Source organism: Streptomyces sp. NPDC050508 (assembly GCF_040655155.1).
Classification (GTDB): Bacteria; Actinomycetota; Actinomycetes; order Streptomycetales; family Streptomycetaceae; genus Streptomyces.
The window spans coordinates 43186-66743 of the sequence record NZ_JBFAJJ010000010.1 but is presented as its reverse complement, the minus strand read 5'-3'; the positions used below and the strand labels follow the sequence as shown (position 1 = coordinate 66743).

Annotated in this window: 16 protein-coding genes; 6 read left to right on the top strand and 10 right to left on the bottom strand. The window is 69.0% G+C overall.

What is annotated here, in order from left to right; translation table 11 throughout:
* Nucleotides 1-3 precede the first annotated feature (3 nt).
* Both AB0I69_RS27510 and AB0I69_RS27505 read left to right on the top strand, forming a co-directional pair.
* Complete coding sequence (locus AB0I69_RS27510) at nucleotides 4-1683, top strand: glycoside hydrolase family 13 protein (RefSeq protein ID WP_363098372.1); 1680 nt, start codon at nucleotides 4-6, stop codon at nucleotides 1681-1683.
* Between the two features lie 139 nt (nucleotides 1684-1822).
* Nucleotides 1823-3199, top strand: coding sequence for an alpha-amylase family protein (locus AB0I69_RS27505; protein ID WP_363098371.1), 1377 nt, complete (start codon nucleotides 1823-1825; stop codon nucleotides 3197-3199).
* Nucleotides 3200-3260: 61 nt separating this feature from the next.
* Here AB0I69_RS27505 and AB0I69_RS27500 read toward each other — a convergent pair whose 3' ends face one another.
* Entirely contained in the window at nucleotides 3261-3875 is a 615-nt protein-coding gene (locus AB0I69_RS27500) for a DUF4232 domain-containing protein (RefSeq protein WP_363098370.1), read from the bottom strand.
* A gap of 141 nt (nucleotides 3876-4016) precedes the next feature.
* Entirely contained in the window at nucleotides 4017-6092 is a 2076-nt protein-coding gene (locus AB0I69_RS27495; RefSeq protein ID WP_363098369.1) for a carbohydrate-binding module family 20 domain-containing protein, read from the bottom strand.
* Nucleotides 6093-6521: 429 nt separating this feature from the next.
* On the opposite strand from AB0I69_RS27495, the gene pulA reads away from it, so the two are divergent.
* From pulA to AB0I69_RS27480, 3 genes are all read left to right on the top strand, one after another.
* Nucleotides 6522-11840, top strand: coding sequence for a pullulanase-type alpha-1,6-glucosidase (pulA, locus tag AB0I69_RS27490; RefSeq protein ID WP_363098368.1), 5319 nt, complete (start codon nucleotides 6522-6524; stop codon nucleotides 11838-11840).
* 76 nt (nucleotides 11841-11916) lie between these two features.
* The gene (locus tag AB0I69_RS27485) at nucleotides 11917-13536 is read left to right on the top strand and encodes a fused response regulator/phosphatase (RefSeq protein ID WP_363098367.1); all 1620 of its coding nucleotides are present in this window, start codon (nucleotides 11917-11919) and stop codon (nucleotides 13534-13536) included.
* 31 nt (nucleotides 13537-13567) lie between these two features.
* Complete coding sequence (locus AB0I69_RS27480; RefSeq protein ID WP_363098366.1) at nucleotides 13568-13924, top strand: isomerase; 357 nt, start codon at nucleotides 13568-13570, stop codon at nucleotides 13922-13924.
* A gap of 20 nt (nucleotides 13925-13944) precedes the next feature.
* On the opposite strand, the gene AB0I69_RS27475 is transcribed toward AB0I69_RS27480, so the two are convergent.
* The 5 genes from AB0I69_RS27475 to AB0I69_RS27455 form a co-directional block, all read right to left on the bottom strand.
* A complete protein-coding gene (locus tag AB0I69_RS27475) occupies nucleotides 13945-14634 on the bottom strand; it encodes a TetR/AcrR family transcriptional regulator (RefSeq protein ID WP_363098365.1) in 690 nt (229 codons plus the stop codon).
* Nucleotides 14635-14690: 56 nt separating this feature from the next.
* Nucleotides 14691-15719 carry a PDR/VanB family oxidoreductase gene (locus AB0I69_RS27470; RefSeq protein ID WP_363098364.1) on the bottom strand — a complete coding sequence of 343 codons (1029 nt, stop codon included), beginning with the start codon at nucleotides 15717-15719 and terminating at the stop codon, nucleotides 14691-14693.
* Nucleotides 15719-16585 carry a metal-dependent hydrolase gene (locus tag AB0I69_RS27465; protein WP_363098363.1) on the bottom strand — a complete coding sequence of 289 codons (867 nt, stop codon included), beginning with the start codon at nucleotides 16583-16585 and terminating at the stop codon, nucleotides 15719-15721. Before AB0I69_RS27465 ends, AB0I69_RS27470 begins: the two co-directional genes overlap by 1 nt.
* A 90-nt stretch (nucleotides 16586-16675) precedes the next feature.
* Nucleotides 16676-18601 (bottom strand): hypothetical protein, encoded by a 1926-nt coding sequence (locus tag AB0I69_RS27460; RefSeq protein ID WP_363098362.1) that lies wholly within the window; start codon nucleotides 18599-18601, stop codon nucleotides 16676-16678.
* 49 nt (nucleotides 18602-18650) lie between these two features.
* Entirely contained in the window at nucleotides 18651-19160 is a 510-nt protein-coding gene (locus AB0I69_RS27455; RefSeq protein WP_363098361.1) for a tetratricopeptide repeat protein, read from the bottom strand.
* Nucleotides 19161-19299: 139 nt separating this feature from the next.
* Between AB0I69_RS27455 and AB0I69_RS27450 the strand changes: the two genes are divergently transcribed.
* Nucleotides 19300-19701: a hypothetical protein gene (locus AB0I69_RS27450; protein ID WP_262063015.1), complete on the top strand. Its 402-nt coding sequence runs from the start codon at nucleotides 19300-19302 to the stop codon at nucleotides 19699-19701.
* 89 nt (nucleotides 19702-19790) lie between these two features.
* Here the strand turns inward: AB0I69_RS27450 and AB0I69_RS27445 are convergent, their stop codons facing one another.
* The 3 genes from AB0I69_RS27445 to AB0I69_RS27435 form a co-directional block, all read right to left on the bottom strand.
* Entirely contained in the window at nucleotides 19791-21338 is a 1548-nt protein-coding gene (locus tag AB0I69_RS27445) for a DUF1996 domain-containing protein (protein ID WP_363098360.1), read from the bottom strand.
* A gap of 183 nt (nucleotides 21339-21521) precedes the next feature.
* Nucleotides 21522-22175: a response regulator transcription factor gene (locus AB0I69_RS27440; protein ID WP_363098359.1), complete on the bottom strand. Its 654-nt coding sequence runs from the start codon at nucleotides 22173-22175 to the stop codon at nucleotides 21522-21524.
* A complete protein-coding gene (locus tag AB0I69_RS27435) occupies nucleotides 22160-23428 on the bottom strand; it encodes a sensor domain-containing protein (RefSeq protein WP_363098358.1) in 1269 nt (422 codons plus the stop codon). The genes AB0I69_RS27440 and AB0I69_RS27435 overlap by 16 nt, the downstream gene beginning before the upstream one ends.
* Nucleotides 23429-23558 lie beyond the last annotated feature (130 nt).

The following is a 23558-nucleotide window of genomic DNA, read 5'->3' as shown; positions in this document are numbered from 1 at the left end:
GCCATGACCCAGCAGCACTCCGCCACCGCCCCGGCACCGATCCCCGCCGCAGCCAAGCGCAGCGACTGGTGGAGGGACGCGGTGATTTATCAGGTCTACCCCCGCAGTTTCGCCGACAGCAACGGTGACGGTATGGGCGACCTGGAGGGCGTCCGCGCCCGACTCCCGTATCTGCGTGACCTCGGTATCGACGCCGTCTGGCTCAGCCCGTTCTACGCCTCCCCGCAGGCGGACGCCGGCTACGACGTCGCCGACTACCGTGCCGTGGACCCGATGTTCGGCAACCTGCTCGACGCCGACGCGCTGATCCGCGACGCCCACGGGCTCGGCCTGCGCATCATCGTCGACCTGGTCCCCAACCACTCCTCGGACCAACACGAGTGGTTCAAGCGGGCGTTGAGGGAGGGCCCCGGTTCGCCGTTGCGGGAGCGCTACCACTTCCGCTCCGGCAAGGGCGAGCACGGCGAACTCCCGCCCAACGACTGGGAGTCCATCTTCGGCGGCCCGGCCTGGACGCGGGTCACCGAACCGGACGGCTCGGCGGGGGAGTGGTACCTGCACCTCTTCGCGCCCGAGCAGCCCGACTTCAACTGGGAACACCCGGCGGTGGGGGACGAGTTCCGCTCGATCCTCCGCTTCTGGCTGGACATCGGCGTCGACGGCTTCCGCATCGACGTCGCCCACGGGCTGGTTAAGGCGGAGGGGTTGCCCGACCTCGGCTCGCACGACCAACTCAAGCTGCTGGGCAACGATGTCATGCCGTTCTTCGACCAGGACGGCGTGCACGACGTGTACCGCCAGTGGCGCACCGTGCTCGACGAGTACGCGGGCGAGCGGATCTTCGTCGCCGAGGCGTGGACGCCGACCGTCGAGCGCACCGCGAACTACGTCCGCCCGGACGAACTCCACCAGGCCTTCAACTTCCAGTACCTGTCGACGGATTGGGACGCGGCGGAACTCCGTACGGTCATCGACCGCACCCTGGAGGCCATGCGCCCCGTCGGTGCCCCCGCCACCTGGGTCCTCTCCAACCACGACGTCACCCGGCACGCCACCCGCTTCGCCAACCCGCCCGGCCTCGGCACCCAGATCCGCACCGCCGGTGACCGGGAGCTGGGCCTGCGCCGAGCCCGTGCCGCCACGCTGCTGATGCTGGCGCTACCCGGCTCGGCGTACGTCTACCAGGGTGAGGAGCTCGGCCTGCCCGACGTCGTCGACCTTCCGGACGAAGTCCGCCAGGACCCCGCCTACTTCAGGGGCGCGGGCCAGGACGGCTTCCGTGACGGGTGCCGGGTGCCGATCCCGTGGACGCGCACCGGATCGTCGTACGGCTTTGGAAACGGCGGGAGTTGGCTGCCGCAGCCGGACGGCTGGGGCGAGTTGAGCATCGAGGCGCAGACCGGGGCGGACGGTTCGACGCTGGAGCTGTACCGGGCCGCGCTGGCCGCCCGCCGCACCCAACCCGACCTGGGCGCGGGCGACTCGGTGGAGTGGCTGCGGGCGCCCGAGGGCGTACTCGCCTTCCGGCGCGGGGAGTTCGTGTGTGTCGCGAACACGAGCGGGGAGTCGGTGACGACATCGGCGTACGGTCGTCTCCTGCTCAGCAGTGGTGAGGTGACCGAGGCGGACGGCGAGGCGAAGCTGCCCGCCGATACGACGGCATGGTGGACGACCACACCGTAACTCCCCCTCCGCCACGGGAAGTTCTTGCAGCAACTTCACACGGCCCGCTGCCCTTTTGGGTGGCGGGCCTTTAACATCTGGCCACCGCAAGATTTCCATCGCGTTTCAGCAAGAACCTTCAACGGAGAAGGAACCCCACATGGCCAGCAGCAGATCACTTGCAGGAACCTTCGCTCTCGCCGCCGCGACGGCCCTCCTGGTGCCCGGTACCGCACACGCGTCCCCGCCCGGCAGCAAGGACGTCACGGCCGTCCTCTTCGAGTGGAACTTCGCCTCCGTCGCGAAGGAGTGCACCAACACGCTCGGCCCCGCCGGCTACGGCTACGTCCAGGTCTCCCCGCCCGCGGAGCACATACAGGGCTCGCAGTGGTGGACGTCGTACCAGCCGGTGAGCTACAAGATCGCCGGGCGGCTCGGCGACGCGACCGCCTTCCAGAACATGATCAGCACGTGTCACGCGGCGGGCGTGAAGGTCGTCGTCGACACGGTCATCAACCACATGTCGGCGGGCAGCGGCACCGGCACCGGCGGCTCGACGTACACGAAGTACAACTACCCCGGCCTGTACTCCTCGTACGACATGGACGACTGCACGTCGACGGTCAGCGACTACACGAACCGCGCCAACGTCCAGAACTGCGAACTGGTCGGCCTGGCCGACCTGGACACCGGCGAGGAGTACGTCCGCGCCACGATCGCCGGCTACATGAACACCCTCCCCGGCTACGGCGCCGACGGCTTCCGCATCGACGCGGCCAAGCACATCCCGGCGACCGACCTCGCGAACATCAAGTCCCGCCTGACCAACCCCTCCGTGTACTGGAAGCAGGAGGTCATCTACGGCGCGGGCGAGGCCGTCCAGCCCACCGAGTACACGGGCAACGGCGACGTGCAGGAGTTCCGCTACGCCTACGACCTCAAGCGGGTCTTCAACAACGAGAACCTCGCCTACCTGAAGAACTACGGCGAGGGCTGGGGCTACATGAGCAGCTCGGTCGCCGGTGTCTTCGTCGACAACCACGACACCGAGCGCAACGGCAGCACCCTCAACTACAAGGACGGCGCCAACTACACGCTGGCCAACGTCTTCATGCTCGCCTACCCCTACGGCGCCCCGGACATCAACTCCGGCTACGAGTGGTCGGACGCGGACGCCGGACCGCCCAACAACGGTGCGGTGACCGCCTGTTGGCAGGACGGCTGGAAGTGCCAGCACGCCTGGCCGGAGATCGAGTCCATGGTCGCCTTCCGCAACGCGACGAGCGGCCAGTCCCTCAGCAACTGGTGGGACGACGGCAACGACGCGATCGGGTTCGGCCGGGGCAGCAAGGGCTACGTCGCCATCAACCACGAGTCGTCGTCGCTGACGGAGACGTACCAGACGTCGCTGGCCGCGGGCACGTACTGCAACGTCCAGAACAACACGTCGGTGACCGTGAACTCCAGCGGCCAGTTCACGGCGACGCTGGGCTCGAACACGGCGTTGGCGATCTACGCGGGCAAGTCGAGCTGCTGATCCCGGTGTTGGACGGCGGCGGCGCGAGGGGGCACGTCGCCGCCGTCCGGCCCGTGGGGGATCAGGAGTTGACGGTGATGTGCTTCGCCAGCGCGGTGACGGACAGGTCGCCGTGGTCGACCCACTGGGGGAGTGCCAGGGTCTTGTGCTGGGTGGAGGCGGGCGGGGTGATCTCCAGGTAGGCGGCGTGCACCGCGCCCGAGGTGCCGGTGTTGGCGTGGGTCCAGGCGACGACGGCCTCGGCGCTCTCGCCGTCCTTGAGGGTGAGGGTCTTCTTCCCGGGGTTGTGCGCGTACCAGGTGTTGCCCCAGTGCGTGTGGGTCGTGAGCTTCTTGTGGGCGGAGTTCTCCAGGCCCAGGCCGGGGTAGCCGCGCAGCGCACAGGTCCTGCCGCTGAGGTTGCGCAGCCTGATGACGACACCCTCGTGGTTCATGCCGCCGGCGAGCTGCTGACCGTAGGTGGCCTTGAGCGCGGCGGCGGAGCAGGTCGGCGTGGCCTTCGCGGTGGCCGTACCACTGGAGGTCGCGGCGTTGGCGGTACCCGCCCAGGCCGCGAGCCCCAGACCGGCGACCGCGGCCAGGCCGATCACCGTGCGCCCGAACCGGCGGTCGGCGCGGTGCCGGTGCTTGGCGGTGCCGGCCTGGTCGGTGGTGTGCTGGACTTCGTTCACGGTCATGTTCCCCACTCCTGCTCCGCGGCGCGGGCCGTGGTCTGCGGCCCGCACCGTCCTTCTGGTGCCGTACACAAGGTTCGATGCGCGGTACGGCGGATTTGTTCGCAGGAGTTCGAAGGATTTTTCGATAGTGCGCGAGGAGACCTATTTCCAGGTGTCACTCGTCGTGTAGCCGGACGAGGTACCCGTCGTGTACGAGCGGTTCGTGCCGGACTCCCACGTCACGTTCCCCGAGCTGTCCTTCTTGATGTACTTGTACGTGAAGGCCGTGCTCTTGGGGACGATGACGAGCTTGCTCCACGTCGGGTACGACGCCGACGACAGCGGGATCGCGTCGCTCGTGTTCCATGAGCCGAGCGACGCGATGGAGCCGGTGACGTAGACGTTGGTGCCGAGGTCGGTGGTCGCGTACTCGTTGAAGGTGACGTCGGTGGCGTCGGTGTCGGCCACGTTCCAGGAGTTGTTGAGCGAGACCGCCGAAGTGGTCGTCGTGGCAGCCCTGTTGGCGTTCGACTCCCAGGTGACGTTTCCGGAGGAGTCCTTCTTGATGTACTTGAAGGTGAAGGACGTGTTGGTCGGCACGCTCACCGCCCCCGACCAGACCGGGTACCCGGACGACGACAGCGCGACCGCCTTCGACGTGTCCCAGCTGCCGAGTGCGTCGATGGAGCCGACGACGTAGACGTTCGTACCGGAGGTGGTGGAGGCGTACTCGTTGAAGGTGGCGGTCACCGTGGAGCCGGACGAGCCACCCCCGCCCGTGTCCTCGCAGCCGACCGTGCAGGTGTAGGAGGAGTTGTAGAACGCGATCGCGCTCTTCGCCGGGATGGTGAGGGACGCACTGCCGCCCGACACCGTCACGGTGGAGGCGCCGCCGTCCACCACGTTCTTGTACGTGCCGTCGGCCATCCCCGTCGTGAAGGAGTAAGTCGCCGACGAGGAACCGTTGTTGAGCGCGAAGAAGCCCGCGCCGCTACGGCCGAAGCCGATCACGCCCGACGACTTGGTCTGCCAGTTGGACACGGCCGCCGTGTCCACCGCGTTGTGCCAGGCCACCATGCCCACGACCCCGGTGTCCCGGTCGAGGCAGTACCAACTGCCGCTGGAGCAGTCGGTGTTGGTGACGAAGCCGGACGAGTTCGGCGGGGCCTGGTCGCTCTGGGTCCACTCCCAGCTGGCGTACACCGTCGGGGTGGACCACTTGTAGGCGAGCTGGAACAGGTTGGCGAGCTTGTAGGTGTCGCCGTCCTTGTAGCTCATGTGCAGGCCGTTGCGCTCGGTGTCGTGGTTCGTCACGAAGGACACCGAGTTGGCGGCCGGGAGGACGCCGCTGCTCTCCAGCGAGGACAGGTCACTCACGTTCCCCTGGAACGCCGACTTCATCTTGCTCGCGTAGGTGAAGTCGAGGACGTCACCCGAGGCGTAGTAGTCGCTCGGCTGGGGCGTCGAGCCGGGGTAGATCTCCTGGAAGACGTACGGCGCCGAACCCGCCGTCGTGTTGGTCAGCTTGCCCTCGATCGCCGCCAGGTCGGTCTCGGGGATGTGCTTGGCCGCGTCGACACGGAACCCGTCGACACCTAGGGTGAGTTGCTTGTTCAGGAAGTTCGCGATGCCCGCGCGGACCGTGTCCGAGCCGGTCTTCAGGTCGGGCAGGCCCAGGAGTTCGCAGTTCTGGACCTGGGTGAGGTTCGAGTAGTCCTGGATGGTCAGGTCGGAGGTGGGGCAGTCCGCCGAGGTGTGGTAGTCGGAGGGGTCCCAGTCGGGGGTGTCGTACTTGCTGGTGATCGTCGTGCCGTTGTAGCCGGTGCCGGTCTGGGCGGCGGTGTGGTTGACCACCGCGTCCGTGTAGACCTTGACGCCCGCCGTGTGGCACGTGCTCACCATGCTCGCGAACTGCGTCGCCGTACCGAAACGGCTGTTGAGGTTGTACGAGTACGGCTGGTAGACGTCCCACCAGTAGTAGTTGGTCTGCTTCAGCGACTCGGCGGGCGGGGCCACCTGGACCGCGCCGTAACCGGCCGGGCCGAGCACGTTCGTGCACTCCGAGGCGATGGAGTCCCAGTTCCATTCCCAGAGGTTGGCGATGACGTCGCCCTTGGCGGAGGTGTCCGCGTGGGCGGTGGCGGCGGGCAGGGCGACGACGCCCGCCAGGGCGAGAGCGCCGGCGGCGACGGCACTGGCCGCCCGGCGCAGGGAAGGGGGAGGTCCGTATCTGCTCATCTGCGGCTCCGAAAGGGGGGATTCGGCGTTCAACAACTGGTGAGCGTGGGCCAGTTGAGAAGGGCACGTCAAGGTTGCGGCTGAAAGTTCTTTCTGTGACTTTCAGGTCTCTTGCTGCAACCCTTGCGTCGGCGATACGGTCACGCCGGGGTCGGACCCGAACTGAGCCGTAATCGCGAGGAGTTCACGCCTGTGATACCGAGATGGCCGGCGCCTAGGCGCTCCGCTGGAAGTGCAGGGACGCGTCGTCCGTCGTCCGCGGCGCGGTCGTGGCCGGCCGCGCCCCGTGGCGGAGCCGCTGATGCATACAGCCCCGCGCCCCTTTGGGCCGCTGCCGAACCGCAGCGGCCTTCGCCGAACCCGCTCACGGCACGCCGCACCCCGTCCCCGAGATGGATCGCGGCCCTCGCCGCGACCGTCCTCGCGGCAGTGTTCCTCCAACCCCTCGCCGCCCACGCCGCGACCCCGCCCGCACCCCCGTCCGACGCGAAACTGGTGTCGACGCCCGCCCGGCACGACGACACCCGCGAGCAGTTCTACTTCGTGATGCCGGACCGGTTCGCCAACGGCGACACCGCCAACGACCAGGGCGGGCTTACCGGTTCACGCCTCAGCACCGGCTACGACCCCACCGACAAGGGCTTCTACCAGGGCGGCGACCTCAAGGGCCTGACCAACAGGCTCGACTACATCAAGGGCCTCGGCACCACCGCCATCTGGATGGCCCCCATCTTCAAGAACCAGGCCGTGCAGGGGACGGGGAGCAACGCCTCCGCCGGCTACCACGGTTACTGGATAACGGACTTCACGAAGGTCGACCCGCACTTCGGCACCAACAAGGACCTCGCCACCCTCATCTCCAAGGCCCACACCAAGGGCATGAAGGTCTTCTTCGACGTCATCACCAACCACACCGCCGACGTCGTCGACTACGAGGGCAAGTCCTACGACTACCTCTCCAAGGGCGCCTTCCCCTACCTGACCAAGGACGGGCAGCCCTTCGACGACGCCGACTACGCGGACGGCAAGAAGACCTTCCCGACCGTCTCCACGGCCTCCTTCCCGAAGGCCCCGACCGTCCCCGCCGACAAGGCGGACGTGAAGGTCCCGTCCTGGCTCAACGACCCGACGATGTACCACAATCGCGGCGACTCGACCTACGTCGGCGAGAACGCCACCTACGGCGACTTCTCCGGCCTCGACGACCTGTGGACCGAACGTCCCGAGGTCGTCAGCGGCATGGAGAAGATCTACGAGAAGTGGGTCCGCGACTTCGACGTCGACGGCTTCCGCATCGACACCGTGAAACACGTCGACATGGACTTCTGGACCCAGTGGGCCACCGCACTCGACAAGTACGCGGCCCAGCACGGCCGGAAGAACTTCTTCATGTTCGGCGAGGTCTACTCCGCCGACACGTCCATCACCTCGCCGTACGTCACCCAGGGCCGCCTCGACGCCACGCTCGACTTCCCCTTCCAGGACGCGGCCCGCAGCTACGCCTCCCAGAACGGCAGCGCACAGAAACTCGCGAGCGTCTTCGGCGACGACTACAAGTACACGACCGACAAGGCGAACGCGTACGAGCAGGTCACCTTCCTCGGCAACCACGACGTGGGCCGCATCGGCTACTTCCTCGACCAGGACAACCCGAAGGCCACCGACGCCCAACTCCTCGCCAAGGACAAGCTCGCCAACGAGCTGATGTTCCTCAGCCGCGGCAACCCCGTCGTCTACTACGGCGACGAACAGGGCTTCACCGGCTCCGGCGGCGACAAGGACGCCCGCCAGACGATGTTCGCGTCGAAGGTCGCGGACTATCTCGACGACGACGAGATCGGCACCGACCGGACCGCCGCCAGCGACGCGTACGACCCAACTGCCCCGCTCTACAAGCAGATTGTGGCTCTTTCCAAGCTGCGCGCGGACAACCCGGCACTGACCGACGGCGTCCAGACCGAGCGCTACGCGGCCGACGGCGCCGGTGTCTATGCCTTCACGCGGACAAGTGGCGCCTCGGAGTACGTCGTCGCCCTCAACAACGCCGACTCGGCGAAGACGGTGACCTTCGCGACCGGTTCGGCGGACATGAAGTACCGGGGGATCTACGGCACTTCGGCCACCGCGACGAGCGGCGCCGACAACAAGGTGACCGTCACCGTCCCTGCCGGTACGGCGATCGTCCTCAAGGCGGCCGGCGCCCTCGCCAAGCCCGTCACCAACCCCACGATCACCCTCAAGGCCCCGGACACGGGCGCCACCGGCACCGTCGAGTTGAGCGCAGACGTCACCGGCGGTCAGCTCAACCGGGTCGTCTTCGCCGCCCAGACAGGCAACGGCAAGTGGCAGACGCTGGGCTCCGCCGACCACGCCCCGTACAAGGTCACGCAGGCCATCGGGAAGGACGTACCGGCCGGAACCACCCTGCGCTACAAGGCAGTTGTGGTCGACTCGACCGGGCGTACGGCGAGCGCGACGGCCGCCTCCACCTCCGGTACCCCGCCCGCCGAAGAGGTCCCCACCGCCTCCTCCCGCGACTATGCGATCGTCCACTACAAGCGCACCGACGGCGACTACGACAACTGGGGCCTGTACGCCTGGGGCGACCTCGCCGACGGCGAGGCGACGACCTGGCCGGCCAGTCACCCCTTCGTCGGACGGGACGCCTACGGAGCCTTCGCCTACGTCAAGTTGAAGCCCGGCGCCTCGAACGTCAGCTTCCTGGTGATCGACAAGGACGGCAACAAGGACGTCTCCGTCGACCGTTCGATCGACGTCACGCAGACCGGAGAGGTGTGGATCGAGCAGGGCAAGGAGGCCGTACAGACGCAGCGGCCCGACTACCCGGCGCAGGACACCGCCAAGGCCGTCATCCACTACCACCGTGCCGACGGCGACTACACCGGCTGGGGGCTGCATGTCTGGACGGGTGCCGCGAGTCCCACGGACTGGTCGAGCCCGCTGCAGCCGGTGAAGACTGACGCGTATGGCGCTGTCTTCGAGGTGCCGCTCAACTCCGGCGCCACCAGCCTCAGTTACATCATCCACAAGGGTGACGAGAAGGACCTCTCCGCCGACCAGTCGCTGGACATCAAGTCCAACGGCTACGAGGTGTGGCTGTTGAACGGCCAGGAGAAGTACCTCCTGCCGCAGCCCGCGGGCAGTGCGGCGGCCCTCGACCTGACCACCTCCAAGGCGGTCTGGATCGACCGGAACACAGTCGCCTGGAACGGCTCCGACGCGGCTGCCTCCACCCAACTCGTGTACTCCCACGACGGTTCGATCGCCGTGAAGGACGGCACGCTGACGAGCGACGACGAGCGCTGGCTCCGGCTGTCGAAGACCACGCTCACCGACGCCCAGAAGGCCAAGTTCCCCTATCTGAAGGACTACACGGCCTGGTCGGTCGATCCGCGTGACCGGGGTCGCGTGAGGGAGGCCCTGAAGGGTCAGCTCGTCGCCTCCCAACGGGCCGTGAACGGCGCGGTGTTGGCGGCCACCGGCGTGCAGATCGCCGGTGTCCTCGACGACGTGTACGCCGACGCGACCAAGGCCGACCTGGGCCCGACCTTCCACAACGGTCGTCCCACGCTGGCCGTTTGGGCGCCGACCGCGCAGAGCGTGTCGCTCGACCTCGACGGCTCGCTCAAGAAGATGAGCCGGAACGCTACCACCGGCGTCTGGTCCGTCACCGGTCCGGCCTCCTGGAAGAACAAGCCGTACCGGTACGTCGTGAAGGTGTGGGCGCCGACCGTCCAGAAGGTCGTCACCAACGAGGTCACCGACCCCTACTCGGTCGCCCTCACCGCCGACTCCGAGCGCAGCCTCGTCGTCGACCTCGACGCCAAGTCCCTTGCCCCGAGCGGCTGGTCGTCCCTGGAGAAGCCCAAGGCGGTGGCGCTGAAGGACGCCGAGATCCAGGAACTGCACATCCGGGACTTCTCCGTCGCGGACAAGACGGTCCCCACGAAGGACCAGGGGACCTATCTCGCCTTCACGGACAAGAACAGCGACGGCTCGAAGCACCTGCGCGAGCTGGCCGAGTCCGGCACGTCGTACGTGCATCTGCTGCCCGCCTTCGACATCGCGACCATCCCGGAGAAGAAGTCCGAGCAGTCCACCACCGACTGCGACCTCGCCTCCTACGCCGCCGACTCGCAGAAGCAGCAGGAGTGCGTGGCGGCCGTCGCCGCGAAGGACGCCTACAACTGGGGTTACGACCCGTACCACTTCACGGTCCCCGAGGGTTCGTACGCGACCGACCCGGACGGCACCGGCCGTACCGTCGAGTTCCGCAAGATGGTCAAGTCGCTGAACGAGGACGGGCTCCGGGTCGTCATGGACGTGGTCTACAACCACACGGCGGCCGGCGGGCAGGCGGACTACTCGGTCCTGGACAAGATCGTGCCCGGCTACTACCAGCGGCTCCTCGCCGACGGCAGTGTGGCCAATTCCACCTGCTGTGCCAACACGGCCACCGAGAACGCCATGATGGGCAAGCTGGTCGTCGACTCCGTGGTCACCTGGGCCAAGGAGTACAAGGTCGACGGCTTCCGCTTCGACCTCATGGGGCACCAGCCGAAGGCCAACATCCTCGCCGTACGCAAGGCACTTGACGCGCTGACGCTCGCGAGGGACGGCGTCGACGGCAAGAAGATCATCATGTATGGCGAGGGCTGGAACTTCGGCGAGGTCGCCGACGACGCCCGTTTCGTGCAGGCCACGCAGAAGAACATGGCAGGCACCGGCATCGCGACCTTCTCCGACCGGGCCCGTGACGCCGTGCGCGGCGGCAGCCCCTTCGACGCGGACCCGGGGGTGCAGGGCTTCGCCTCCGGGCTCTACACCGACCCCAACTCCTCTACGGCGAACGGCACTTCGGCCGAGCAGAAGGCCCGCCTCCTGCACTACCAGGACCTCATCAAGGTCGGTCTGAGCGGCAACCTCGCCAAGTACCGCTTCACCGACACCGACGGGAAGGACGTCACCGGCGCCGAGATCGACTACAACGGCGCTCCCGCCGGATATGCGGACGCGCCCGGCGACGCCCTCGCCTACGTCGACGCGCACGACAACGAGTCCCTGTTCGACGCGCTGACCTACAAGTTGCCCGCCACGACGACCGCCGCCGACCGGGCCCGGATGCAGGTCCTAGCGATGGCCACGGCGACCCTGTCGCAGGGGCCGTCCCTCTCCCAGGCCGGGACCGACCTGCTGCGCTCCAAGTCCCTGGACCGCAACTCGTTTGACAGCGGAGACTGGTTCAACGCGATCCACTGGAACTGCGCGGACGGCAACGGCTTCGGGCAGGGGCTGCCGATGGCGGCCGACAACGAGTCCAAGTGGCCGTACGCGAAAGGCCTGTTGACGTCGGTCAAGGTCGGCTGCGGGCAGATCGAGGGGACCTCCGCCGCGTATCAGGATCTGCTGAAGATCCGTACGACGGAACCCGTCTTCTCGCTCGACACGGCCGGGCAGGTGCAGGCGAAGCTGTCGTTCCCGCTGTCGGGGAAGGACGAGACGCCCGGGGTGATCACCATGGAACTCGGTGATCTCGTGGTCGTGTTCAACGCGACGCCGAGTACGCAGGAGCAGACGGTGGGCTCCCTCGCGGGCAGCGGTTACCGGCTGCACCCGGTGCAGGCCGCAGGTGCGGACGCCACCGTGAAGGCGGCCTCGTACGCGGAGAATTCGGGCACCTTCGCCGTTCCTGGACGCACTGTGGCGGTATTCACCCGGACATCCTGAAAGCGCATTACCGTAGTGGGGCAGGCTGTGGACACCGGCCTGCCCCACCGGTGTGTCAAAGGGCCAGGTCTGAGAAATGGACGTCAACGGCAAACTGACGCACGCGACCGTACTGGTCGTGGACGACGAGCCGGCGAGCCGGTTCGCGGTCGAAAGTGTGCTGAGCCGCGCCGGCCATCGGGTCCTCGCGGTCGGCAGCGGCGCCGAGGCGCTCGACGAACTCGATGTGCGGCTGCGCAAGGGCAACCTGCCCGACGTAGCGCTGATCGATGTGCACCTGCCGGACATGAGCGGGTTCGAACTGTGCCGGCTGCTCAAGGAACGGCCGCGCATGGCGGGCCTGCCGGTCGTGCACGTCTCGGCCCTCGCCGCGCCCCCGCGCGACCGCTGCCAGGCGCTCGACGCGGGCGACGAGGCCTTTCTGACCGTGCCCGCGGAGCCCGAGGAGATCGAGGCGGCGGTCCGGTCCGCGGTCCGCGCCGCCCGGCTGCGCGCCGACGACCAGGCGCTCGTACGGCGGCTGACCCTGCTGTCGGAGATGATCGTCACCATCCAGGCGGCGCGCTCCCTCCAGGAACTCGTCGAGGTCGCCGCCGACGGCACCGCACGGCTCACCGGCACCCCCGCCGCCGTGTTCGTCCTCGACCGGGACGACCAGCTGTACCGCGGCCTTCCCCGGGACCGCACCTCCGTCGCGCTGCCGGGCGAGGGGGCCGACCGGACCGTGGCCCGGCTGCTGCGGCGGCTCTCCCAGGGGCAGTCCGGGGTGCAGATCACCACGGTGCCCGCGCCGCTGTGGCCCACCGGGTTCTTCCGGCCCGGCGTGGAACACGACGCCCGGCTGGCGCTGGTCCTCACCCAGGAGGGCAGGGCCCCGGTCTGCCTCGCCGCCCCCACCCGCGGGCTGCGCCGGGTGGGCCCCGAGGCCGGGGCACTGCTGGCGCAACTCGCCCAGGCCACCGCGCTCGCCGCCGAACCGCTCCTCATGTACCAGGTGGAACGGCATGTCGCCCTCACCCTCCAGCGCAGCTTCCTGCCCAAGCCGGACCGGCTGCCCGAACTCCCGGGCGTCGACGTCGCCGTACGGTATGTCCCCGCGTCCCAGGACACCGAGATCGGCGGCGACTTCTACGCCGTCCTGAAGGCCGGCGGGGGAGTGCTCTTCGCCGTCGGCGACGTCGTCGGGCACTCGCTGGAGGCGGCCACCGTCATGGTGGAGATACGGCACGCGCTGCGCGCCTACAGCGTCGACGAGAGCGACCCGAGCGTCCTCGCCGAGCGGCTGGACCGGATGCTCCAGCACTACCACCCGGAGACCACGGCCACCGTCTGCCTGGCCCTCGTCTACCCGGACACCGGACGCACCCTCATCTCCAACTCGGGCCACATCCCCCCGCTGATCATCCGGGACTCCGGCAGCGCCGACTACGCCAAGGCGGCCGGCCCGCTGCTCGGCGTGGGCCTCTCCCATCCGCCACCCACCGAACTGTTCCTCGAACCCACCGACCGGCTCCTCATGATCACCGACGGCCTGATCGAGACCCGTGGCACGGACCTCACGGCCTCCATGGAACACCTCCGCGCAGCCGCCTCCGGCGCCCTGCCCGGCCTGGACGCCCTGTGCGACACCCTCCTCGACTGCTTCGGCGTCGACCGGGACGACGACATCGCGATGCTGGCGCTGCGGCTAGGGTGAGCCCGTTGTTGGCCTAGAACAGGGGAATCCCATGCCGCAGATCACCGTCGACCACTCCCACACGATCTCCTTCGACCAGGACGGTTTCTCCCGTGCGCTGCACGAGGCGGTCGTCGAGATCGCGGCCGCGAAGCCGGAGGCGTGCAAGACCCAGTTCCGCCCGAGCGAGTACACGGCCTTCGGATACGAGGGTCTCGACGAGCTGGGACACACCGTCGTGCACGTCACCCTCGGCCTGCTCGCCGGGCGCACCGAGGAGACCAAGGCCAAGCTGACCGAGAAGGTCCTGGAACTGCTCCGCGAGTACATCGACGAGGACGGCTCCGTGCTGCACGCCTCCGCCGAGGTACGCGAACTGGACGCGTCCTACCGGAAGTTCGAGCGCTAGAGCTTGTTGTTGTACGGCCGCTAGGACGCCAGCGCGATCAGCCGGACGACGAGGTCGCTGAACGGCCCGTCGCCCGGCTCGTTCCTGAGCGACTCGCGCAGCAGTCCGCTCAGTTCCGCGTCGTACGCGGCGCTCACCGCGGCCAACGCCCCGAAGTCGTGCACGAGTTGGCGTTCCAGCTCGGCGCGCGGGATGCGCCTGCCGTCCAGCCAGATCAGTGCCGTCGACTCGACGAGCGAGATCCAGGAGCGGATCACCAACTCCAGCCGGGCGGGCGGGTCCTGGACCTTCAGGTGGGAGAGGATCTGGAGGTACGCGGCCTGCCGCACCCCGTCGACGAGGGCGTTGGTGGTGGACGATCCGACCGCAGGGCCGCCGCGCATCAGCGCCGCGAAACCGGGCCCGTGGTCGTCCACGAAGTCGAAGAAACGGCCCATCGCCCGCAGCAGCCGCGACCCCAGCGAGCCCTCCTCGGGGACCACGAACCGCCCGGCGAGATCGTCCGAGGCGCGCTGCAACGCGGCCTCGTACAGGCTGAGTTTGCCGGGAAAGTAGTGGTAGACGAGTGGTCGCGAGATCCCCGCAGCCGCGGCTATCTCGTCGATGGAGACCTCGTCGGGCGAGCGATGGCTGAACAGGTCGAGAGCGACGCCGATCAACTGCTGTCGCCGTTCCTCGACTCCCATTCTGCGGCGAACCCCGGTACTCATGCGAACACCTTACCGATCGGAACCGGCCCTCAACGGCCCGGTCCACCCAAGGTCGTTCACATATCCAACACGATTCGCTCACCACGGGACCGGGATACACAGATCAGCATCGAGTCATCACGCTCCGCGTCCGTCAGCAGCTCGTCCCGGTGCTCCACCTCCCCTTCCACGACCCGCTGTCGGCAGGTTCCGCAGAACCCCTGTTCGCAGGAGTAGACCGTGTCGGGCAGCTCCGCCCGTACGGCGGCCAGCACCGTGGAGTCGGCGGGCACGGTCAACGTCCGCCCGCTGCGCCGGAGTTCGACCTCGAAGGGCGCGTCCCCGCCCAGCGAGGCCCGGGGCGCGAACCGTTCGAGCCGCACGTCCGGGAAGCGCTCCGCGACGGCCGCCATGAGCCCCTCGGGGCCGCAGCAGTAGACGACAGCTCCCTCGGGTACATCGGCCAACTGCCCGTCGAGATCGGGCAGTCCGGCTACGACGGTCACTCGCTCCGCACCGAGTTCTTCGACCTCCGTCAGGAACGGCATCGACTCCCGCGTCCGACCCGCGTACAGCAGACGCCAGTTGACGCCTTCCGGCAGCGCCCGCAGCATCGGCAGGACCGGGGTGATCCCGATGCCGCCGGCGACGAAGACGTACGAGGGCGCGTCGACGAGCGGGAACCGATTGCGTGGCCCCCGCACCTCCAACTCCGCGCCCACCCGCACCTGTTCGTGCACCTCGCGGGACCCGCCCCGACCGTCCCCGACCAGCCGCGTCGCGACCGTGTACGACGAGGTGTCCGCCGGGTCCCCGCACAGCGAGTACTGCCGCACCAGCCCCGAAGGCAGCACCAGATCGATGTGTGCCCCGGGTTCCCAGCGCGGCAGGTCCCGCCCTTCCAGGCGCAGTTGTACGACCCCGTCGGCGACCGTCTCGCGCGCGGCGACCCGTAGCCGCAGTGCCCGGGTGCGCGGCCGGCCGGAGATCGGCGGGTCCAGCGCGGGCAGCGGCCACAGCGGCGAGGCCTGCACGCGGCGCCGCAGCGCACGCCGGGTCAGCAGTGCGGCGCCGGCCAGGACGGCGACGGTGAGCGGCTTCGGCACTACTCCGCCCTCTTCTCGGCGGCCACCGCAGCGGGCGAGGACGCGAGATACGCGACGGCCTGCTCGGTGCTGCCCTCCTGGGAGGGGTGATAGGCGCGGCTCAGATACCGGGGTATCGACCTGAGCATGTCCCCGGTCGCGGGCAGGGTGCCCCGCCTCCCGGCGACGTAGAAGTCCTTGATGCTCGCGTGGGCGTCGACGAGGGTGGGGTCGTTCGCCATGAAGAAGCGGGCCCCGCGCTGCCACAGGAACATCAGCGCGGCGAACGCGGTCGCCCAGGTCCGCGCGCGCCGCCGGTAGCTGCCGTCGACGTGCATGAAGAGGTCGAAGGCGACGGAGCGGTGCTCGACCTCCTCGGCGCCGTGCCAGCGCAGCAGGTCCAGCATGGTCGGATCGGCGCCGCGCCGGTCCAACTCCTCGGCGTTCAGCACCCAGTTGCCGAGGAACGCCGTGTAGTGCTCGATGGCCGCGATGATCGCGACCCGCTCCAGCAGCCACCACTTGCGGGCCCGGCCCGGCGGCAGGGTGCGGTCGCCGAGCAGCTTCTCGAAGAACCAGTCGACCTGCGCGGTGTACGGCGTCGGGTCGAGCCCCAGCTCTTTCAGGTGCGGCAGGACCTCGTCGTGCGCCTGGGAGTGCATCGCCTCCTGGCCGATGAACCCGATGACGTCCGCGCGTAGTCGCTCGTCCCGGATGAGGGGCAGCACCTGCTTGTAGACGTGCACGAACCACCGCTCACCGGCGGGCAGCAGCAGATGCAGCACATTGATCGTGTGCGTGGTGAACGGATCACCGGGCACCCAGTGCAGCGGGGTGCCCTCCCAGGAGAAGGACACCTTTCGGGCCTTGAGCGGCTTGTTGGACATGGCGTCAATGTACTGACGGGTAAGTCCGTGCGGAACCCTTGTGCGGGGACTTGTTGACGCGAGTGTCAGCTAGCGCGGGTCGATGGATGTCTAGCGGAGGCCGCTGATCGTGCTGCCGTCGCCCAGCGTCCCCTTCAGCTCGGCCTGAACGCCCTGCTTCGTCTTCACGGCCAGCAGGCCGCCCCGCGCCGAGCCGGTCACGCCGCCCGTCGCCGTGACCGTCTCCGTGCCCTTGCTGCCCGCGGCCAGCAGGAACCAGTTGCCCGCCGCCGACTTCCACAGCACTCCGGCCAGTACGTGCGGGTCACGCGCCCCGCACGCCGCCACGTCCTGCGCCTTCGCGGCGACCGCGCCGTACGTGCCGCCCGGCGTGCGGAACTGCGCCAGCACCCGCTCGCCGCCGCCCCGCCAGGTCTCGGCCCGCGTGCACACCCACGCCGCCGCACCGCTCGCGTCGGGCAGCGGCTGCGCGGCGTACTGCCAGGCGTTCACGGACCGTACGCCCAGCGAGCGCATCGCGCCGAGGGAGCAGGCGAAGGGTGCCCAGGCGTGCTGCGCCTCCGCACCGGACACCTCGCGGGCCGCCCCGGGCCGCCCCGCGGTGAGGTGCGCCGGGACCAGCTCGCCGAGGTCGCTCATCAGGCGGGTGCCGGTGTCGTCGGTCAGCTGGAGCACGTTCCACGACGTGCACGCGCCGGTCTCCTGGGCCGGGCTGGCCAGCGGCGAGGTGATCCCGTCGGTGAGGGTCATGGGCAGTGCGCCGGCACGAGGCTTCAGCAGGTCCCGCTCGGCCGCCTTCTTCACCCAAGGGGCCGTCAGATAACGGACGTTGCCGTCGGCCCGGTCCAGGACCACCGCGTTCGCCTCGGTGCCGGTCGCGCCGTCGACCCGCGCGAAGTCAAGCGCGGCTCCCTTGGTGCCGTCCTTCGGCTCGGCGTAGCGGGCGATGCGCAGACCGTCGTAGAGGATCACCACGCGCGCGTTGTCGACCGTTCCCGCGTACAGGAGTTGGGCCGGTCCGGCCGGGCCGCCGGACTGGGTGCCGGGGGTCGCCGAGACCTGGACGGACTCGCCGGGGCGGGCCCAGACCGCGAGGGCGCGGCGCAGCAGGGCGGTGTCCTCGGTGAGGTCGCCGCGGGCGGGCCAGACGGAGAAGTCCTTGCGCGCGGACACCTCCCACGCGGTGGGCGCGATCCTCGTCAACTTGCCCGGGTTCAGGGCGGCTTCGGCCGCCGGGTTCTCCGCGTAGGCGGGCGCGGCGGCACCGTCCGGGCCCCAGCCGCCGCCGGGCAGCACGAGCAGCGCACCGCACACGGCGACGGCCGCCGCGGCGGCGAGCGCCGCCTTGCCGTGCTGGCGGCGGCGCATCAGGTCGGTGGGCCGCGCGTGCAGCGAACAGGGGTCGAACTCGGGGGAGTTGAGAAGCTCGTACTGCGCGGGCGTCTCGTCGGCCTCGCCCAGCGCCTCGTCCACCTCTTCTGCGTCTACGCCGGCTGCCGCGAGCACCCTGCGTACGTCGCCGTCGGGCAGCTTCTCCAGGCCGCGCAGCACGTACACCGCACGGGCCGGGCCGGACAGGGCCGACAGCCGCTGGTCCAGGGCGAGTTCGTCGGCGCCGCCCGAGCGCGGGAAGAGCCGCAGGCCCCACACCTGGGGGAGCAGCGGCGGGAGTTGGGACCGCTTGGGCCACGCCCGGAACGACAGGGGCAGGCCCGCCTCCAGTGCCGTACGCACGACCCGGAGCCGGACGAAGGCGTAGCCCGGGTCGCCGTCCCGGCCGGTCGACTGGGCCGGGATCGCCGATGCCGACGCGCGGCCTCTGGGCAGGGCGCGTTGGGTGAGGGCGTGCGCGGTCAGGACGCGCCGGTTGCGGCCGAGGCTCGGGGGGAGCACCAGATAGGCGAGCCGGACGAGCCGTGGATAGTGCTCGACGAGCGCGGCCTCGGCCTGTTCGACATCGACGACCGGGTCGGTGGGTGAAGCTGCGGGGCGCTGGGCGACATCCTGTGACTGCACGTTCAGCAAAACGAGCGAATGGTGAGTTGGTCACCGCCACCCGGGCGACTCAGTCCTCCGGCTCGACCAGCGCCCGCGCGTAGTTCGCCATCGACCGCTGGTAGCGCGGCAGATGGGGTGCGAGGGCGCCCAGCACGAGGGACAGGCCCTCGCGGTCGCGGCCCAGGCTGGACAGACACAGGGCGAGACACGCGCGTACCGCGTCGTCCAACTCGTCCGAGGGGCCGTCGAGTTCGGGAGTGAGCAGCTTGACGCCCTCCTCCGCCTGCCCGATGTTCCGCAGCGAACTGGAGAGTTGGATCTTCGCGCGACGGCCCTTGTAACCGCTCTGCTCGCTCAGCCCGAGCGCCAGCGCCTCCCGGTACAGCGGAGCCGCCCTGTCCGAGTGCCCCGTCGAGTCCCAGGCACTGGCCCGCTCGAACAGGCCCAGCGGACCGCCGTCCGGCAGCTCGGCGACGAGCGCGTCGATCACGGCCCGGAACTCGGCCGCCCGCTCCTCCGGATACGCGTCGAAGGTCGCCCAGGCGGCGGTCACACGGTCTTCCCAGTCTTGGTTCACGGGCGCCACCTTCGCACACGTGTACAGCCGATGACCATGGATTTGAGCGCGGGGCGCCCCGGAGCCGTATCGGAGGAGAAGGCCCCTCGCCGGGGCCGACTGCGGCATGCTGCTGACCGGACGACCGGAGGAACGACAGATGAGGCTGACCCGACCGATGCTCGCGGTGGCCGGCGCCACGGCGGCGCTGGCGCTGGTGGGCTGCGGCGCCGACACCAAGGCCGCGACCATACCGACGGCGGCCACCGGCAGCCTGGAGAGCCTGGCGGCCAAGGTGAAGTGCACGCCCGACATCCAGACCGACGCCGACGAACTCCGCCAGGCCATCTGCAAGATGAGCTACGGCAAGTTCGTCCTCGCGACCTTCGCCACCGACCGCGGTCAGCGCGAGTGGATCAACGACGCCAAGGACTACGGCGGTTTCTACCTCGTCGGCCGCAAGTGGGTCGCCGTCGGCACCGACAAGATCGTCAAGAAGCTGCAGACCACGCTCGGCGGCGACGAGGAGATCGGCACCGACCACTCGAAGCACACCAGCTGAACTCCTCGTACGGACACACGAAAGCGGGCGGTGGGAGAAACCCACCGCCCGCTTTCGTGCTACCGGGTCCTACCGGTTGCTAGTCGCGCTCACTGGCACTTCTGGCCGGAGTTCACGCAGTTGGCGATCTTCGCCGCCAGGTTGTTCTTGGTGACGCTGATGAAGTCGTCGTGGTCGGTCGAAGCCTTGTGCAGCTGCTCCGGGAAACCGTCCACCGCGTAGGCGTTCTTCACCGTGCCGTCCGCCTGGAGGGTGGGGGGCGTGATGTTGTAGACCAGGCGCATCGTCAGCTGCGGGATGGCCTTGAAGCCGTTCCCGCAGACACCGCTCGCCGGGTCCGCGAAGGCCACGTGCGTACGGTGGTTGGCGCTGTCGATGTTCACGCCGTCCCAGCAGCTCTGGAAGGCGAAGGTGCGGACCACCTGACTGCCCTGCGGGCAGATCGGGTACTGCTCGGTCAGCTGGACCTTGTTCTCGAAGCCGGTGCAGCTCCAGTGCGCGTTGGCGTTCGCCAGACCGTTGGTGAGGGTCTTGGCGTCACCGGTGATGATGCGCAGGAACTGCGGCATCGCGACGACCTTGCTGGCCGGCGAACCGACGTACTTGATCTGCGCCTGGGCCGGCGTCAGGATCTTGCCGACGTTGCCTTCCTTGCCACCGCCGAGCGCGTTCGCGTCGAACTCCTGCGAGCCGTCCTGCACACGCACGACCGGCCAGTAGTACGCCGAGAGGTCACTCTGGTTCTGGCAGCTGGAGGGGGCGGCCAGCAGCGAGTCGTTCGTGGAGAACGCGTTGACCTTCTGGTTGCCGACGTAGTCGTGCTCGTGGTGCGCGCCGTTGGTCACGCCGGGCGCCACGATGACGTTGTCGGTGTTGTGGTTCTTGTTCGCGTTGACACCGCACTTGGTGGTGAACGAACCGGTCGAAGCCTGGCCGCTGTTCTGCGGCTTCGCCAGCACGTTGTTCGCCACCTTCGTGATGTCCACGAAGTCGGCCGCCGTCGGGCCGTTGCCGGCCTGGCCACCGTTGTTGGCGGGGGGCGCCGCGGAGGCACTGGCGCTCGCACTCGCGCTCGGTGCCGCGGTGTTCTGCCCGCCGCCGTTGTTCTTGCCGCCGCCGTTGCCCCGACCGCCGCCACGACCCGCCGTGGTGGTGTTGGTGGCGTTCTGCGTGGTGCAGGCGGCGAGTTGCTTCAGTGCGGTGGCGTTGACGGTGCCGCCCACTCGCTGGATGTCGATGCGAATGCGGTCGATCGTCGCGGCCCGCTTCTCCTTGAGGGGGCCGACGATCGCGTTCTGCACGAAGCTCGCGTCGTTCGCCTGAGCCTGACGCGTCGAGGCGAGCCGGGCGTAGGCCTCGGTGATCTGCTTGTCCAGGTTCGCCAGCTCGGTGGCGACACCCTGACGAGCCTTCTGCGGCACGTTCGTCAGCTGCTGGCCGACGTCCGGGCAGGCGATCGTCGCGACCTGTGCTGCCGCGGTGGCGGCCTTGGTCGAGTTCTGGCCCGAGTTGGACTCGTGCGCCGAAGCGTTCATCTGTGCCCAGAGCAGCCCGCCCCCACCGAGCGCTAGGGCAGCCGATGCGGCAATGGCCTTGGTGGCCAGCGGCGTACGGCGTTTACGATCATTGCGTCCCATGGAACTCCTCTGACTTCCTTGCGGGGCAGCGAGGCGCCCGACAGGAGTGAAGCGGCTCCCTCAGATACGCAGTGGGTCCCAGGAGTGTTCAGCCGTCTCAGAAATTGATGAGAGGTTCTTGCATAAGTCCCCTCCCAACTGGCCCTTAAACACCGGCAGTTGTGATCGACTCACAGCTAGTACTCAGCGTCCCTGGTCCAAATAGGCCAATACCGCCAGCACGCGGCGATTGTCGTCGTCCGAGACTTCCAGTCCCAGTTTGGCGAAAATATTGGACGTGTGCTTCCCGATCGCCCGTTCCGTGACGACGAGTTGCCCCGCGATCGCCGCGTTCGACCGCCCCTGCGCCATCAGTTCGAGCACCTCGATCTCCCGGGGCGTCAACCGCCCCAGCGGCCGGTCGTCGGCGGCCCGCCGCGCCAGCAACTGCTGAATGACCTGCGGATCCATCGCCGTCCCACCACCCGCCACCCTTCGCACGGCATCCACGAACTGCTCCGCGTCGAACACCCGGTCCTTCAGCAGATAGCCCACCCCGCCGGTCCCGTCGGCGAGCAGCTCCCGCGCGTACAACTGCTCCACGTGCTGCGACAGCACGAGCACCGGCAGCCCCGGCCGCTCCCGCCGCGCCTGCAACGCGCACTGCAGCCCCTCGTCGGTGTGCGTGGGCGGCAGCCGTACGTCGACCACGGCCACGTCGGGCGCCAACTCGGCCAGCGCCCTGGTGAGTTCGGGCCCGCTCTCCACCGCCGCGACGATCTCGAAGTCGTAGGCCTCCAACAGCCTGACCAGCCCGTCCCGCAGCAGGAACAGGTCTTCGGCTAGGACAACGCGCACGGAATCTCCATGGTCACCATGGTGGGACCGCCCGCGGGGCTGCTGACGGCCAGGACGCCGTCGAATGTACCCAGTCGCCGCTCGACTCCGGAGAGTCCCGACCCCGCCCCGACCACGGCGCCACCCCTGCCGTTGTCGGTGACGGAGATCCGCAACGCCCCCTCCGCGTGACGCAGGTCGACCCAGATCCGGTCGGCACCCGAGTGCTTGACGGCATTGGTGAGCACCTCGCTGACGGCGAAGTACGCGGCCGACTCGACGGGCGCGTCCGCCCGCCCGCCCCCGAGCTCCGCACTCACCTCCGTCGGCACCGGCATCCGCAGCGCCAACGCCCGCACGGCATCCCCGAGTCCACGTTCCGCCAGCACCGGAGGATGAATACCGCGCACCAGATCGCGCAGCTCGCCCAGTGCCTCGACGGACGACTGACGGGCCCGCGCCAGAAGCTCCCTGGCCTTCGCCGGGTTCTTCTCCAACAGCGCCTCGATCGTGCCGAGATCCATCCCCATGGCCACCAGTCGGGCCTGCGCACCGTCGTGCAGATCGCGCTCGATACGCCGCAGCTCGGCGGCCGAGGTGTCCACGGCATCACGCCGCGTCTCGGTCAACACCCTTACCCGCTCGGCGAGTTCACCCTGCCCCGGGGCGAGCACGGAACGCGTCAGCAGAAAGTGGACGCGGAGCAGCGCGGGCGTCAGGAAGTAGGAGGCGACGAGCAGCGCGACACCCAGCAGCCCCGCGAGCAGCGCACTGCCCTGCCCACTCACCGGCACGAAGCCGTACCACCACCCGACATACGTCCCGTCCGTGAACACCCGCCACAACCCGAACGCCAACGCGAACCCCTCCAGCGGATAGAACACCAGGGCGGCAGGCACCAGCGCGGTGACGAACCCGGCGATCATGTCGACGGGCAGCCACCGCAGATCCCGCCAGGTGGCGGGATCCCCGAGCATGCGGAAGGTCCGCGTCCACGGCCGCGCACCGACGGGGACGGACCGGTACGCCGCCGGAATACGCACCGCGCACCACTCCGCGCCGAGGAGCCGCCGCAGGTTCGCGTGGGCGCGGACAGCGCCGAGCACCCAGGGTGTGGTGAACAGCCCGACACCGAGCGGAACGACCACAAGGGACACGACGGTCAGGACAAGGAGGACGAGCGACCCGTAGAGGGAGAGGAGAGCGAGACCAAGAGCACGCAGCCCTGCCATGAGAACGACCCGGGCCCGCCCACGCTCGCTGTTCGTGTCCATACGGTCAGTCTCGCCGAGCGGGGGTGCCCGGGTCACGGGGCCCGCCCACCATAGTGGGGGTGGCGCTGGCAACACCGTCGGGCTGCGGCTTTTAGGGGCGCGGGGAACTGCGCACCCAGCCCCCACCGGC